Origin of the sequence: Actinophytocola sp. (genome assembly GCF_009379765.1) — a bacterium.
GTDB lineage: Bacteria > Actinomycetota > Actinomycetes > Mycobacteriales > Pseudonocardiaceae > Actinophytocola.
Genome location: NZ_WHTD01000205.1, coordinates 1 through 14131 on the forward strand (window position 1 = coordinate 1; position 14131 = coordinate 14131).

Sequence of the window (14131 nt, forward strand, 5' to 3'; positions counted from 1 at the left end):
CGACTTCCCGCAGCCGCTCGGCCCGATGACCGCGACGAACTCACCGTCCTGGACGTCGAAGGTCGCGTTCCGGATCGCCTCCACCCAGTGTCCGTCCTTCCAGAAATGCTTGCGCACGTCCCGGAAGCGCAGCGCGGCGGGCGGCGCACCGTCGCGCCGTTCGGCGATCGATTCACTGGCCGGCATCATCTAGTGCCCCCCGCCGGAAGTCTGTCGCGTAAGTCGGTGAGTCCAGGTTTCTGCTGGCAAGGCGCCGATTCGTCCTCGTACCGGGTTGTACTCGGGCGGATCGGCAACGCCGCCAGCAGGAAGCTGGGCCGGCGAATTATGTGGCGAACTTCCGGCGGGGGGCACTAGCTCATCCTTTGGCGTCCAGGGCGGTGATCGCGTCCTTCGCGATGGACGCGTCGGCGACGCCGTCGAAGGTCCAGTCGACCGGCCCGGTCTTGCTGTACTTCTCCTGGAAGTCCAGAGCGATCCGGATGCTTTCCTCGGTCGGTGTCGGGTCGGCCGGGAAGCCAGGGCTGACCACGTCCCAGGCCGCGTCGAACACCTCGGGGGCCAGCTTCGGGAACGTCTTGCGCCCCTGCTCCTTCGCCTTGTCGGGGTCGCTCTTCACCAGCCGCAGGAAGGCGGCGACGCCCTCGACGAAAGTGACGATCTTCGCCCGGGTCTCGTCGTTCTCCAGGTCCGTGGTGCGGGCGGAGAAGGTGATGTAGATCATCCCGTTGATCGACTCCACGTCCCCGCGCGGCGGGCTGACCAGGACCTCGCCGATGCCCTCCTTCTCCACGATCTGGCCGGTGGGCGGGGAGAGTGCCACCACGTCGACGCTGCCGCCGCGCAGCGCGCCGACGATCTCGTCGGCACCGCCGAGCGCGACGATCGACGCGTCGGTGTCCGGGTTGAGCCCCTGGTCGGTCATCAGCGCACGGACCAGCTGGTCCGTGGTGCTGCCCGAGGACGTGATGCCGATCTTCAGGCCCTTCATCCCCTGAACCCGCTGGGCCAGCGGAAGGTCCCGGGTCAGCCCGCCCTGGGCCAGCTTCTTGCTCACCACGATCTCGGTGCCGATGTTGACCGCGAGGGTGGCGACCACCTTGGTCTGCTTGGACTTCACCGCGGCGTTGACCGCCTCGGGGCCACCGGAGCCGGCGAGCAGCACGTCACCGCTGATCAGCGCCTGCAGAGCGGCGGCCCCGCCACCGCTGTCGAACACCTCCACCTTCATCCCGTCCGAGAAGCCGCCCTGCTCGGCGGGCGCCAGGGCCGGAATCATGCTCAGCACCCGGGCGCCGATGGACACCCGGATCGAGCCGCCCTCCTGACCGCCGCCGCTGGAACCCCGGTCGGCACAGGACGCGAGCAGCATGGCCGCGACGCAGGCGAGGCTGGTCAACCGGACCGTGTGCCCGGGTCGCCGGCTCGATGGCCGGGAGGGAGTGTTCCGTCGGGCTGTCGAGGACATCGGGCGACCTCCGTGAACCACGGCGTTCTGCAAGGAGAACAGCCTATGCTAGGCAGAACACACGGTAGACTTATGCAACTGGGGTGTCAACGATCGGTCTCGGTCCGGGAAGAATTGCTATCTCCCGGCACGAACGTGACCACGCCGCGTGAATAACCCCACGGCACCGCGACCTGCGACTGCGGCCCCGGCGCGCCGGTCACCACAATAATGATGTCGTTTGGACTGGTGACGATCGGAATGCGGTCGGCCGCCCAGAACCAGCTCGGCCAACTCGGGGGTATGCCGCTGGCCAGCACGTCCGCGCGTGGCGACCGCGCGGTGTCGTACAGGAAGTACCGGACGTCGTCCACGGTCCAGCCGTCGGACGCAATTATTTTCGCGTGTTCCGGATTGAGGAATACGACGGTTTGCGCGGACGGGTTGTAACAATTGTTCATGCCGACCCGGTGAAGCGCGTGCGCGACCGTTGACACGACACCGTGTGCATTGGTGTGGATATTGTCCAGGACGTTGTGCGGGCCTTCGCATTTCAGCACGAGGACCGCGGTGTCCGACGGTGCGCCGAGCTGCTCGTGGTACCCCGGCCACGGGCTGGCCGCGAGGTTCTCGACCACGCAGTAGCTGAGCTCGGCGGGGCTGCCCTGCTGGCTGAGATCTCCGGCGCCGGGCCGGACCCCGAGCAGGAGGTTGTAGGACAGCGCGACTGCGCGCCCGAGCGCGACGTTCGCCCAGTGGCCCGGACCCATGCCGCCGAACCCGCTGACCAGGCCCACCCGCTCCGCCTCCGGGCCGCTGACCAGGACGAGGGTCCCGCTCGGGTGGGTGGTGATGGCCGCCTGGAACAGCCGGAACTCGTCCTCGGCCATGGCCCGGTACGCGGCGAGCACCAGCCGGCCGAGAACCGGTGTGCAGCCGGCCATCACGGCGACGACCGCGACGTCCTCGACGCTGACCGGCGCCCCGCGCGGGATCATCGCCGGCCAGATCTCGGCCTCGGCAGGCTCTCCCATCGCCGCCACCATCGCGGCCACCCGTTCCGGGGCGGGCGGGGTGAACAGCAGGCCGTCGCCGAACCCGCTTTTCCGCAGCCGCGCGGTGAAGTCAGCGACGGCGTCGTCGACCGGCAGCTCCAGGAGCCGGCCCGGCACCGGACGGCGGGGCCCGGTGTGCGCCGGCAGCTCCGCGCCGCCGGCGAGCAGGCCACGCAGCACCGCGTCAGCCGCGCCGTCGCGCAGCTCGGCCAGGACCGCGTCGACCGGGGCGGTCCGGTCGGCGCGCAGCTCGACCAGCGGCAGCCCGGGCAGCAGCCGGTCGACCGTGGCCCGCGCGGTGGTGTACCCGATGCCGTGGCAGACCGCGACGGTGGCCACCCCGCGCGTCTCCAGCTCGGTGGCCAGCACGACCGTCGGCATGGAGACTCCGGTGTCGCACATGGCGAGCACCGCCGCCACCACGCCACTGCCGGCGATCTTCTCGGCCAGCGTGCGCAGGTCGTCGAGGGTGTGGTCGAGCAGGACGGCGGTGTCCGACTCGACCACCGCGTGCCGGTCGTCCACCAGCATCCGCCGCAGCACCTCGAAGACCGCGGCGTACTGGCCGAAGGACGGGTCCAGCTTCCCGTTGTCCAGCAGCAGCACCCGCTGCCCGTCGAGCGAGGCCGGCCGGGCGGCGACCGAGGCCTGCGGTACGGCGATGGACGACCGGGGGTCGATGACTGTCAGCGTGCGGTCGCTCATGGCGTCTCCTCACCCGCTCCGCGGCGCCGCAACGCTCCGCAGGCTCCGCTCCAGCGGCGCCCTCCGCGGGCTCGGTGCCGCCATGAATATCGATAATTCGCTCGCACGCTCACTCATGGCGTCTCCTCACCCGCTCCGCGGCGCCGCAACGCTCCGCAGGCTCCGCTCCAGCGGCGCCCTCCGCGGGCTCGGTGCCGCCATGAATATCGATAATTCGCTCGCACGCTCGCTCATGGCGGCTCGCCGCCGGCGTTCTCGGCCGGCCAGCCCAGCCAGCCGGCCATCGCGTCCCCGGCGAGCAGTGCCTTCTCCTTGTCGGACAAGAAGGTCAGCTCGTCGAACAGCAGCGTCCACACCTGGCCGTAGGCGCACCGCAGCCGGGACAGGTCCGTGCCCCAGAACACCCGCTCCGGGCCGAACGCGTCCACCACCCGATGGACGTGGTCGTGCAGCGACGGGAACGGGTAGGGCTCGGTGACCATCGTGGGCACGCCGGTCGCCTTCACCGCGACGTTGTGCAGCCGGGCCAGCCGGACGACCGCGGCGATGCTCCCGGCCAGGTCGCGATCCCGGGCGCGCGGGTCGACGCCGAGGTGGTCGACGATCATGCTCAGTCCCGGATGGCGCTCCGCGGCCCGCTCGACCAGGTCCAGGTTGCCCGGCGCGAAGACCAGCACCGGGATGCCCACCTCCGCGGCGATCGCCCAGAACCGCTCGGCCGTCCCGTCGGTCAGCAGCGGCTCCTCGTCCCGGACGAAGGCCGTCCGCACGCCGAGCACCCTGGGGTCCGACCAGGACTCGACCAGCGCCTCCCGCAGGTCCGGCCGGGTCGGCGCGAGCCGGACCACGACCCGGAACCGGTCCGGATGCGTGGTCGCGGCCTCCAGGACGACGTCGTTGCGGTAGCCCTCCCAGGTCGGCGACACGAGCAGGGCCCGGTCCACCCCCGCCTGGTCCATTTCGGACAGCAGCTCGCCGGCACCCAGCGGGACCGGCCGGTGCGCGTACTTCGCACCGTTCGGAACCCACGGCCGCTGTGGCGTCTCAGCGGCCCAGATGTGCGCCTGCGCGTCGATCACGACCATGCCCGCACCGCCCGGCCGGCTCAGGACCGCAGCGCGGCGAGGGTGGCCACCGGGTCGCCGGCCGCGTCGAGTACCGGCCTGGTGACCGCCACGGTCGAGCCGAAGCTGGGCAGGTACACGCTGTGGATGCCGGTGCCGCCGACCACCAGGACCTGGTGCTGCTCCGGGCGGTCGACGACCGGATAGCGGTCCTGGTCGACCCACTTCGGGCGGCGCGAGCGCAGGTAGGTCCGGAACCCCTCGGGCAGCCGGGTCATGTCGATCCGGGCGTGCTCGAACAGGAAGTGCTGGATGTCGGACACCGACCAGCCGCTTCTGCCGATGATCGCCGCGTGCTCCGGGCACAGGACCAGCAGCGCCTCGCCGCCGTGGGTCATGTTGTTCGTGCCGGTGGCCGCCACGCCGGCGGACAGGGTCAGCATCAGGTCGGCCGCGTCGTCGCTCACGATGTCGACCATGCTGTGGAAGCCGTGCACGCCGAACACCGAGACCGTCGAGGTGGACCGGTCGAACCCGCGTTGCACCGGGAACGGGTCCCACGGGGTGGCCGGCACGTTCTCGGCGGCGCAGAAGGAGTACTTGCCGGGGAACCCGTGCGTCGAGCGGTCCACCTGCGGTACGACCGTCCCGCCGCCCAGGATGATCATGACCAGGCGTAGCGCCCGGCCGATCGTGGCGTTGGCGACGTTGCCGTGCCCGAACGCGCCGTCCGCGCCGTTGATGCCGATCTCGTCGGCCAGCGGACCGCTGACGATCAGCAGCGGCGTCACCGGGCTGGTGGTCGCCTGCAGCCCGTACAGGTTGAACTCGGGCTGCACCACCGCGTCGACCGCGGCGCACAGGACGGGGAAGTACTCCGGCGCGCACCCGGCCATCACGGCGATGATCGCCAGCTTCTCCACCGTGGCGGCCCCGTAGTAGGGCGCCACCGTGCCGAAGGAGAAGGACGGGTCCCGGTCGCAGTAGGTCAGCATGGCCGCCACCCGGTCCTCGGTGGGCGGCACCAGCGGCAGGCCGTCCTGCCAGGTCTTGCTGAGCGCGAGCGCCTGGAAGTCCTCGAAGTCGCGGACCTCGATGCGCTCGGCGGTCAGGGTGGCGGTCATCCGGCACGCACCAACGACTTCGTGATGGCATCCAGCAGGCTTTCGGCCTCGATGCGCAGGTTGTCGTCCGACCGGGTGGCCATCGGGTGCTCGACGGCGAAGATCGGCGCCTCGGCCAGGCCGAGCGCGTCCGCCTCGATCCGGGTCTTCTGCAGGAACGGCTGGGAGACGAGGGTGACCGTCGGGCGGCCCTGGGCCTCGACGTCCAGCGCGTCACGCAGGCTCCACGACGAGCACGAGCCGCAGTCGCCGACCCCGGAGATCACGATGTCCGCCTGCTTGGCGGCCTCGGAGACGTACTGGGTCGGGCCGGACGGGTGCGGCTTGCGCCAGTACAGGACCTCCGCGGCGCCGCGGCGGCGCAGCAGTTCGCCGAGGTGCTTGAGGATCACCGAGGCGCCGGGCTTGTTGTTGTCCAGCAGGCCGACGGTCAACCCGTCGAGCCCGGCCGGCCGGGGCGCGCTGGCGCGGTGGTCCTCGGGATGGGCCGGTGCCGGGCTGAGCACCGTGATCGGGCCCTGCGGATACGTGGTAGTCGGCTGCATTGCCACCCTCCATGCCAAGTGGGCTGATCTACAGAAAAAACGGTAGTCCAGTGAGCGAACGACGTCTAGGTCTTTCGCATGACTAATTATTGGGATCTTGAAATCGCCGAATTAGTCCGGAAAATGGCATGCGAAGCGACCGAGCTGAATCGATCGATCTGCTCGGTCAGCGGTCGGAATACCCGGCGACGCCCTGAACCCGGTACGAGATCTGATCAGCCAATGCCCGTAACGCGGTCCCGACCTCATCGATCTGATCGTCCGGAAAGTGCTGTGTGTAACCGAATATGCACAACAGGAAGTTCACCCGGCCGTCGGTGCCCCGGACCGGGGCGGCAACCGCGTTGATTCCCTGGTTCTGCTCGCCGACCGAGCGGCCGTACCCGTCCTCGCGGGCCTCGTCGGCGCCGCGCAACAACGCGTCCAGGTCCGCGTTGGTGCGCAGCCCGAAGTCGGCCGGGGCGATCGCGCTGCCGTGAATGTCCTCGAAGGCGAGGAAGGCCCGGCCCATCGCCGGCGCGTTCACCGGGTAGACCTGGCCGATCGGCGCGCTGAGGATGTCCTCGCCGCGCGGCAGGTAGCGGTCGGTCACCACGAAACCCCGGTAGCCCGGCAGCGGCTGGGCGATCAGGCACGTGATGCCGAACTTCTCCACCAGCGGGCGGACCATCTGCTTCACGTCGTCGCGGTGGTTGAAGTTGCGCCGGCTGGCGGTGCCCAGCTCGACCAGCTTCGGGCCCAACCGATACACCGGGAACCGGGAGTCCCGGACCACGACTCCGGTACGGGCCATCGACTGCAGAATGTTGTAGCACGTGCTCTTGTTGATATCGAGCGCGTTTGCTATTTCGGTGACCCCGGCTTCCGGCGAGATCGTGGCGAGGTATTCGAGAATCTGAAATGCGCGGTCGACCGCCGGGGTGGGCGAGCTCGTCGCTCCGCTCGTTGATGTCCGGGGCATTGACCTCACCTTTCCGTGGCGGATTGTCAGGCCGCGTCGTCGAAACTCTACCCGGCCGCGACGGGTGGACCGCGTGCCCGTCGGGCCGTGCCTACTTCTCTATCAGCGCGCAGCACCGGGCGGTGAACTCGCTGGTTGTGGCGGCGCCGCCGAGATCACGGGTGAGCGCCACCCCTTCGGCGATGGTGTCGAACACCCCCTGCCGCACCCGCTCGCCGACATCGCGCTGACCGACGTGGTCGAGCAACATCGCCCCGGAGAGGATCAAGCCGACCGGGTTCGCCGTGTCGGTCCCCGCGTACCGGGGCGCACTGCCGTGCCCGGCCTCGAACACCGCGCCGTCCGGGCCGAAGTTGCCGCCCGGCATGACTCCCACGGTGCCGGCGAGCCCGGCGACCACCCCGCACAGGATGCCGCCGTACACGTTCGGGGTGAGCACGATCCGGTAGGGCGACGGGTCCTGGAGCAGGTGCACGCACACCGGGTCGATGGCCTCCTCCACCACCCGCAGCGCCGGGTACCGCTCGGCGACCGACAACGCGGACCGGAGGAACAGCCCGTCGGTGGTCCGCTGGGCCGGGGCCAGGTGCGCCACGTGCACGGTCTCGCTGCCATGGCTGATCGCCCACTCGTAGGCGAAGTGGGCCAGCCGCTCGGAGGCCGCGCGGGTGATGACCTTCAGCGCGATCCCGGCCTCGCCGCCGTCGGTCTCCTGCTGGGCGCCGCGGGTCAGGTCCTCGGTGACATCGCGGACGATGGTCACGTCCAGGCCCGGGTAGCGGGCGTACCCCCGGTGCGGGTAGTGGCGCACGCCGCGGACGTTGACATACGCGCGCACGATGTCCCGCATCCCGCCGTTCGGGCTGGGGTAGCCGGACATGGGCACGGTCATCGGCCCCTTGAGCGCGAGCCCGGTGTCCCGGACCGTCTGCACCGTCCGGTCCGGCAACGCGCTGCCGGTGTCCCGGAAGGCATCCTCGCCGGCCGGCACCGGGAGCCAGTCGATCTCGGCGCCTGCCGCGGCCAACACGGCCACCGCCGAGTCGACGACGCCCGGTCCGATCCCGTCGCCGCGCACCAGCGCAGCGGAAACCTTGCCGCCCTGTGTTGATGATTCGCTCATGACGTCCCCTCGCGGGCTCGGTGACGCCGCTCGCGGTCGCCCTGTGTCGATGGTTCGCTCGCAAGCTCGCTCATGGCGCTCTACCGGGCCGGCAGCCGGACGACCGCCCAGCCCTTGGCGGTGGTCTGGTCGCGCTGGTTGGTGATCCAGATGCGTACCCGTACCCGGCCGTCGCCGTCCTGGTCGGGGTCGGTCTTGCCCTCCACCAGGCCGTGGCACCGGGACAGGTCGCCCATCAGGTTGAAGCCGCGGATCTCGGTGTACAGCTCCTCGATGAAGCCTTGGTCGCCGATCCAGTTGGTGAGCATGACGCTCAGCCAGGAGATCCGCTCCGGGCCGTAGTCGTAGGCGTCCGGCACGCCGGCCCGGCGAGCCAGGTCGCCGTCCCAGTGCACCGCCTCGGGCGGCTCCGGCACGCCGAACGCGTTGGACAGCCCGATCGCCGGGTGCTCGCGCAGGAAGTCGAACCAGAAACCGTGGGCGTGGATGAACAACCCGCCCCAGGCCTGCTCGAAGGCCACCGCGTTGGTCGGCGAGTACGGACCCCGGATGATCGACGGCACCGCCGCGCCGACCGCGACGTCGTTCCAGTGGAGAACGTCCGCGCCGCGTGGCCGCTCGGCCGTGTACTCCTCGGCGATCGCCGTCAGCGCGGCCGCGTCGTAGGACGTCTTCGCGGTCGAGATGTCGTTGTACTTGCCGCGCTTGCGGGCGGACTGCCGCTCGGTGCGCATGCCCCAGCCCTGGATCTCGGCGAACGGCCGGCCGGTGGAGCTGTTGCTGAAGGTCGTCGTGCTGACCTGCTTGAACATTCGGCCGGAGAACTGCCCGGACAGCTCGATGAGGTCGGTGAACCGGGTTTCCGATGAGGTCTTGGCACCCTCCGGCAACGGTTCGAACCACTTCCAGTGCGAGCCGCCGAACATCGAGTGCACGCCGGGCAGCCCGCCGCGGTAGCCGATCGACAGCCGGCTCAGCGCGTAGGGCAGGCAGGGTGGTGCGATCACCGAGCCGAACCTGGTCGTGGCCGCGTAGTCCGGGTCGTGGTAGAGCCGGTTGCGGTCGCCGGTGGCCAGCGCCCAGCGCCGGATCGCGTCGAAGCTCGCCTCGGTGAGGTAGGGCGGCTCGGAGACCTTCACCACCTCGCCGAGCCGACCGCGCAGCCGGTCGAGTTCCCGATCCGTGATCTGCCCATCCACCGCGGTGCTCACGCTGGTTTCACCCCTACCCGTCCGTTCTCGAATCCCTCGATCAGCTCGTCGATCCTGGCGTCGTCCCAGCCCAGGATCGTCCGGCACACCTCGCGGGTGTGTTCGCCCAGAAGTGGCGGCGGGCGGAGCGGGGGCTCGAAGTTGTTCTCCGGGAACCGGACCGGCGGGCGGACGATCTTCACGTCGCCGGCCGTCGGATGCGACACCGTCCGCAGGATCTCCCTGTCCTGCAACTGTTCCTGCGCGAGCGCCTCGGCCACGCCGAGGATCGGGGCGTACGGCAGGTCGGCCTCGTCGAAGATCCCGCTCCACTCGTCCCTGGTCTTGGTCCGGAGGATGTCCTCGATGATCGGCACCAGGATGTCCCGGTTGTCCCGCCGGTTCGTGGTGGTGCGGAAGCGCGGGTCCTCGATCAGGTCCGGCCGGTCGATGGCCACACAGAACTTGCGCCAGAAGTTCCCGACGTGCAGCGCCAGCACCAGATGGCCGTCGGCCACCTCGAACCGCCCGTACGGCACCACGTTGTGGTGGCTGCTGCCGACGCGGCCGGGGCTGGTGCCGGTGAGCAGCGCCAGCTGGCCGAGGTAGCCGAGCATGCCGACCATGCCTTCCAGCAGGCTGAGGTCGATGTGCTGGGCCTCACCCGTGCGGTCGCGGTGGTGCAGCGCGGCGAGCACCGCGATCGCCGACCACAGCCCGCCGCCGAGGTCGCCCATCGGCAGGCCCATCTTGGTGGGCGCCCCCTCCGGCTCGCCGGTGATCGACATGACCCCGCTGCGGGCCTGGGTGACCAGGTCGAACGACGGCTTGTCGCGCAGCGGCCCGGTCCGCCCGAAACCGCTGATCGAGCACATGACGATGTCCGGCTTGTGCGCCTTGATCACGTCGAACTCGAGGCCGAGCCGGGTCATCACGTCCGGCCGGAAGTTCTCGATCAGCACATCACAGTGCGCCACCAGCTCCAGGATGAGGTCGCGGCCGCGCTCGCTCTTCAGGTCGACGACGATGCTGCGCTTGTTGCGGTTCACGGCGAGGAAGTAGTGGCTCAGGTCGCCGTCGTGGAACGGGGCGATGGTGCGTACCCGGTCCCCGCCGCCGGGTTCCTCGACCTTGATGATGTCCGCGCCGAGGTCGCCGAGTATCAACGTGCCGAACGGCCCGGAGAGCACCCGGGTGAGGTCGAGTACCCGAACGCCGGCGAGCGGCCCAGGTGGCGCTGCTTGCTCGTTGACCATCAGCGATCCCTTCCCGAGTTTCCTTTGGACGATCAGCGGATTCGGCCGGCTCAGCCGAGGACGCGGAAGACTTCGGTCGCGTCGTCGACCTTCTCCAGGTTCAGTATCAGGTCGAGCGCGCGCTCGGTTCGCTCCGTGGTGTGCCGGGGCGCGCCGTTGCGGGCACAGTCCTGGTACCGCTCGATGAGCCGGTCGAGGGACAGCGGGTTGTCGGGATGCCCGGTCGGCGCGCCGACCGGGGCCGACCGCACGGTGTCGCCATTGGACAGTTCGATCTCGGCGTACACGCCGTCGTCCGGCGCGTCCAGCTCGCCGGACACCTTCGCCGCCAACGCCGTTCTGGTCGGATCGGCCAGCGCGCTCTCGCGGAAGTCGGCCAGGGTGAGCCGGCCCGCGGTGAGCAGGCAGGCCACCGACCACGGCAGGCTGAACGACTGCTCGACGTGGTTGGTCGGGTGCCGCTTCGCCTCGATCGGCCGGCAGGTGATCTCCATGCTCGGCGCGCCGTGCACCCGCACGGCGGCCACCTGCTCGGGCCGGATGCCGTGCCTCGTCCGCAGGTCCAGCACCGCGTCCATGGCCTGGTGCATCGCCGCGCAGCACGGGTAGCCCTTGAACCCGAGCCGGGTCCCGCGGAACTCCCGCCCGAGGCCGTCGAGCAGCGCGGCCGACTCGCACTCCCGGAAGAACGTCGGGTACAGCCCGTCGGTACCGGTGAGGAACTCGTGCGGGCCGTCGACGCCGTGCCCCGCGAGCAGCGCGGCCTGGACTCCGTTTCGGACACAGGCGCCCATCTGCATGCGCACGGCGAGGCTGCCCTCGTGGTGGGCCTGGTAGGTCCCGGCGATCTGGGTGTAGGCCAGCCCGAGCGCGTCGAGCATGGCCGCGGCGCTCAGCCCGAAGATCCGGCCCGCGGTGGCGGCGGCGCCGAAGTGGCCGAACAGGTAGGTGGAGTTGAACGGCGTGTCGATGGCGTGCGGTGCGGCCGCCACCATCCGGATCTCGGCGTCCGTACCGGCGGCGACCGCGGTGAGCAGGTCCTGGCCGGACACGGTGGCGTTCGCAGCCGTGCGGTGTTCCGCGGCCGCGAACGCCGCCGGAACGGTGGCCACCGCGACGGCGTAGGCGTGGCTGTTGCCGATCCAGAACTTGTCCTCGTACTCCAGCGCCTTCGCGTAGACCCCGTTGGCGTAGCCGGCCAGGGCGACGGAGAAGCCACCGCCACCGCCGACGATCGTGGCCGGCCCGCTGCGGTCCGGCTGCTGCTCGGCCGCGAACGCGAGCACGCGGTCCGAGCCGGCGTCCTGGCTGCCGGCGATCATCGAGCCGACCGTCCACAGCACCGCCCGCCGGGCCGCCTCGACGGCTTCCCGCGGGAGCTGGTCGTACCCCACCCGGCTCGCCTGGGTGGCGAGCGCCGTCTCGAGTCTCATCCGCGCCTGTTTCATCTATGGAACATAGCTCTATCAGTAGAATAGCTCCGAGTCGCCGGAAGTCAACGTCCCGTTCGGCGCACGGATCCCGGCCTTGACTTCACCGCGTGCCATGCTTAGCGTCCATCAATAGGTGATACAGCGTTCTATCATGAGAACTCCGCTTCGAATTCGTGCCGCTGCCGGCATGTGGGAGGAGCCCGCGTGACGACGTTCGAGGTGTTCTCTCCAGAAGGTCGGCCGGCCCCCAAGGTGCGGGTCACCGACCGGCGGCGCGTCGCTTCCTCGCTCGTCGAGGCGAAGGTGGCCGAGGTCTGGGACTACCGGTTCCGCGGCGACGAGGTGTTCTCGGCGCTCCGTGACTCGCTCGGCCGGTCGCGTCCCGGGATCGGGTTCGTCGGGTACGACAATTTCGGTGACATCCACGGCACCGAGGCCAACGCGTTGGTCGAGGCGCTACCCGGCCGGCTCGACGCCACCGGTGCCGATGTGGCGGTGGTCGGCGTCGGCGCTTGAGGAGCCTGCACGCCCGCAGTTCTGCGGGCCAGCGTCCGGGCCGAGTCCGCGGGTGTGCCAACGGTGTCGATCGTGGTGACAGGGTTCTACGAGCTGGCCAAGGCCACCGTGCGCACGCTGATGGACCGGGAGCTGGCCATCGTCGGGTACCCGGGAATGATTCTGCACGACTCCCCGGAGACGGTCGTGCGGAAGGTGAACGACCACCTGGTCGGCCCGATCATCACCATCCTGGAGTCGCGCCTGCGCGGCGACTGACGGAGGCGCAATGGAATCGCCGGTGTTCACGGGGTCGTTCGACGACGTGCAGGAGGAGTTCCGCCGGCAGCTGTGGACCGACGGGCTGCCGATCGTGCCGCCGACCATCGAGAGAATAGAGCGGTTTCTCGAGCGGACCGCGCGGGACCCGGACGAGTCGCTCGGGGTGCTGCTGCCGGCCAATGTCGATGCCACCATATGGAGCATCGCGGTCAACGCGGTGATGGCCGGCTGCCGGCCGGAGTACATGCCGGTGCTGATCGGCATCGTCGACGCGATCGCCGATCCGCGGTTCCGGATTCAGGACGCCGGCAGCACCCCGGGCTGGGAGCCGCTGGTGATCGTCAGCGGGCCGATCGTGGACGAGCTCGGTCTCAACTGCGGCACCGGCGCGCTGCGGGTCGGCCCGCAGCCGAACACCACGATCGGCCGGTTCCTCAAGCTGTACCTGCGCAACGTCGCAGGGCTCAAGGGGCCACCGGGAGCCACCGACAAGGGCACGTTCGGGCAGAGCTTCTTCGTCGCGCTGGCCGAGAACCACCATGCCGTGCAGGCGATCGGCTGGCCACCGTACAATGTGGACGTCGGGTTCGCGGCGGACGACAGCGTCGTCACCGTGCAGAGCGTCGTCGCGTCGAGCATGCCGACCTACAGCGCCGGCGAGCGGTGGGAATCGCACGCCGAGCTGATCGCCGAGGTCATCGGCCAGGGTTGCTGGGCCTACTGGTCGTGGGTGGGCATGTGGTTCGGCAGCTTCCACCCCCTGCTGGTGATGACGCCGAACGTCGCGGAGAAGATCGCCGGCGACGGCGCGTCGAAGGACGACATCCGGCAGTTCCTCGGCCGCAACGTCCACTTGAGAGCCCGGCAGCTGGAGCGGTACGCGTGGGACGTCGGGATCACCGAGTTCCGGCTGGACCGGCTCGTCGAGCAGGGCCGGCTGCCCGCCGAGTACGCGGCGTCGGCCGACCCGGAGCGGCTGCTCCCCGCGCTGCCGCACCCCGAGCTCGTCGGCATCGTGGTGAGTGGCGACCCGGACCGCAACCAGTCGAAGGGCTTCGTGCAGAACCACATCCAGGGCCCACCGACGAGCCGGCGGATCGCCGGCTGAGCCGGCCGGTCGAGGTCGGACTCGATGACGGGCGCCTACCGCATCACCGGCGGGTCATCGCGCGGACACGCCACCCCGCGACCTGGCCGACGCCCTGACCCCAGGGAGAGCTCCGGGCGGGCGTCGGACCCGATCAGGCTGGCGAACCCCTGACCACTCACGGGCGGTGGTGCCGTGTCCTCACCGCGCCTGTTGGTGGGGGATTAGGGCTTGGAAATGAACAACACGCTCAACTGGGTGTGTCGGTCGGGCTGATGGTGTAGTTCCATTCGCCGTGCCACTCGTGTGGGGTCAGATACCGCGCGAGGAGTGTTCTCATCTCACGATCGGTGATCTTGATGCC

Annotated in this window: 13 protein-coding genes and 1 pseudogene; 3 read left to right on the forward strand and 11 right to left on the reverse strand. The window is 70.0% G+C overall.

Annotated elements, in window-relative coordinates; genetic code table 11:
• The 11 genes and pseudogenes from GEV28_RS38220 to GEV28_RS38270 form a co-directional block, all read right to left on the reverse strand.
• A pseudogene (locus GEV28_RS38220) lies at nucleotides 1-189 on the reverse strand (ABC transporter ATP-binding protein); the annotation flags it as partial.
• Between the two features lie 169 nt (nucleotides 190-358).
• Complete coding sequence (locus tag GEV28_RS38225) at nucleotides 359-1399, reverse strand: ABC transporter substrate-binding protein (RefSeq protein ID WP_291418558.1); 1041 nt, start codon at nucleotides 1397-1399, stop codon at nucleotides 359-361.
• Nucleotides 1400-1554: 155 nt separating this feature from the next.
• Nucleotides 1555-3207, reverse strand: coding sequence for a hypothetical protein (locus GEV28_RS38230; protein ID WP_291418560.1), 1653 nt, complete (start codon nucleotides 3205-3207; stop codon nucleotides 1555-1557).
• A gap of 230 nt (nucleotides 3208-3437) precedes the next feature.
• A complete protein-coding gene (locus GEV28_RS38235; RefSeq protein ID WP_291418562.1) occupies nucleotides 3438-4292 on the reverse strand; it encodes an amidohydrolase in 855 nt (284 codons plus the stop codon).
• 20 nt (nucleotides 4293-4312) lie between these two features.
• Entirely contained in the window at nucleotides 4313-5395 is a 1083-nt protein-coding gene (locus GEV28_RS38240; RefSeq protein WP_291418564.1) for a hypothetical protein, read from the reverse strand.
• Nucleotides 5392-5940 carry a UGSC family (seleno)protein gene (locus GEV28_RS38245; protein WP_291418566.1) on the reverse strand — a complete coding sequence of 183 codons (549 nt, stop codon included), beginning with the start codon at nucleotides 5938-5940 and terminating at the stop codon, nucleotides 5392-5394. The genes GEV28_RS38240 and GEV28_RS38245 overlap by 4 nt, the downstream gene beginning before the upstream one ends.
• 166 nt (nucleotides 5941-6106) lie before the next feature.
• Nucleotides 6107-6901 (reverse strand): IclR family transcriptional regulator, encoded by a 795-nt coding sequence (locus GEV28_RS38250; RefSeq protein ID WP_291418568.1) that lies wholly within the window; start codon nucleotides 6899-6901, stop codon nucleotides 6107-6109.
• A 91-nt stretch (nucleotides 6902-6992) separates the two neighbouring features.
• Complete coding sequence (locus GEV28_RS38255; protein WP_291418570.1) at nucleotides 6993-8024, reverse strand: isocitrate/isopropylmalate family dehydrogenase; 1032 nt, start codon at nucleotides 8022-8024, stop codon at nucleotides 6993-6995.
• A gap of 80 nt (nucleotides 8025-8104) precedes the next feature.
• The gene (locus tag GEV28_RS38260) at nucleotides 8105-9235 is read right to left on the reverse strand and encodes a MaoC family dehydratase N-terminal domain-containing protein (protein ID WP_291418573.1); all 1131 of its coding nucleotides are present in this window, start codon (nucleotides 9233-9235) and stop codon (nucleotides 8105-8107) included.
• Nucleotides 9232-10470 carry a CaiB/BaiF CoA-transferase family protein gene (locus GEV28_RS38265; RefSeq protein ID WP_291418575.1) on the reverse strand — a complete coding sequence of 413 codons (1239 nt, stop codon included), beginning with the start codon at nucleotides 10468-10470 and terminating at the stop codon, nucleotides 9232-9234. Before GEV28_RS38265 ends, GEV28_RS38260 begins: the two co-directional genes overlap by 4 nt.
• A 50-nt stretch (nucleotides 10471-10520) precedes the next feature.
• The gene (locus GEV28_RS38270) at nucleotides 10521-11918 is read right to left on the reverse strand and encodes an MmgE/PrpD family protein (RefSeq protein WP_291418577.1); all 1398 of its coding nucleotides are present in this window, start codon (nucleotides 11916-11918) and stop codon (nucleotides 10521-10523) included.
• 189 nt (nucleotides 11919-12107) lie between these two features.
• Here GEV28_RS38270 and GEV28_RS38275 point away from each other — a divergent pair, with 189 nt between their 5' ends.
• From GEV28_RS38275 to GEV28_RS38285, 3 genes are all read left to right on the forward strand, one after another.
• Nucleotides 12108-12419 (forward strand): hypothetical protein, encoded by a 312-nt coding sequence (locus tag GEV28_RS38275; protein ID WP_291418579.1) that lies wholly within the window; start codon nucleotides 12108-12110, stop codon nucleotides 12417-12419.
• A 72-nt stretch (nucleotides 12420-12491) separates the two neighbouring features.
• Entirely contained in the window at nucleotides 12492-12677 is a 186-nt protein-coding gene (locus GEV28_RS38280; protein ID WP_291418581.1) for a hypothetical protein, read from the forward strand.
• 10 nt (nucleotides 12678-12687) lie between these two features.
• Nucleotides 12688-13788: a hypothetical protein gene (locus GEV28_RS38285; RefSeq protein ID WP_291418583.1), complete on the forward strand. Its 1101-nt coding sequence runs from the start codon at nucleotides 12688-12690 to the stop codon at nucleotides 13786-13788.
• The last annotated feature ends 343 nt before the right edge of the window (nucleotides 13789-14131 follow it).

Excerpts from the sequence above, each read along its gene's own strand:
- GEV28_RS38230 (WP_291418560.1), bottom strand. The coding sequence starts at position 3,207 with ATGAGCGACCGCACGCTGACAGTCATCGACCCCCGGTCGTCCATCGCC.
- GEV28_RS38235 (WP_291418562.1), bottom strand. The coding sequence starts at position 4,292 with ATGGTCGTGATCGACGCGCAGGCGCACATCTGGGCCGCTGAGACGCCA.
- GEV28_RS38240 (WP_291418564.1), bottom strand. The coding sequence starts at position 5,395 with ATGACCGCCACCCTGACCGCCGAGCGCATCGAGGTCCGCGACTTCGAG.
- GEV28_RS38245 (WP_291418566.1), bottom strand. The coding sequence starts at position 5,940 with ATGCAGCCGACTACCACGTATCCGCAGGGCCCGATCACGGTGCTCAGC.
- GEV28_RS38250 (WP_291418568.1), bottom strand. The coding sequence starts at position 6,901 with ATGCCCCGGACATCAACGAGCGGAGCGACGAGCTCGCCCACCCCGGCG.
- GEV28_RS38255 (WP_291418570.1), bottom strand. The coding sequence starts at position 8,024 with ATGAGCGAATCATCAACACAGGGCGGCAAGGTTTCCGCTGCGCTGGTG.
- GEV28_RS38265 (WP_291418575.1), bottom strand. The coding sequence starts at position 10,470 with ATGGTCAACGAGCAAGCAGCGCCACCTGGGCCGCTCGCCGGCGTTCGG.
- GEV28_RS38270 (WP_291418577.1), bottom strand. The coding sequence starts at position 11,918 with ATGAAACAGGCGCGGATGAGACTCGAGACGGCGCTCGCCACCCAGGCG.
- GEV28_RS38285 (WP_291418583.1), top strand. The coding sequence starts at position 12,688 with ATGGAATCGCCGGTGTTCACGGGGTCGTTCGACGACGTGCAGGAGGAG.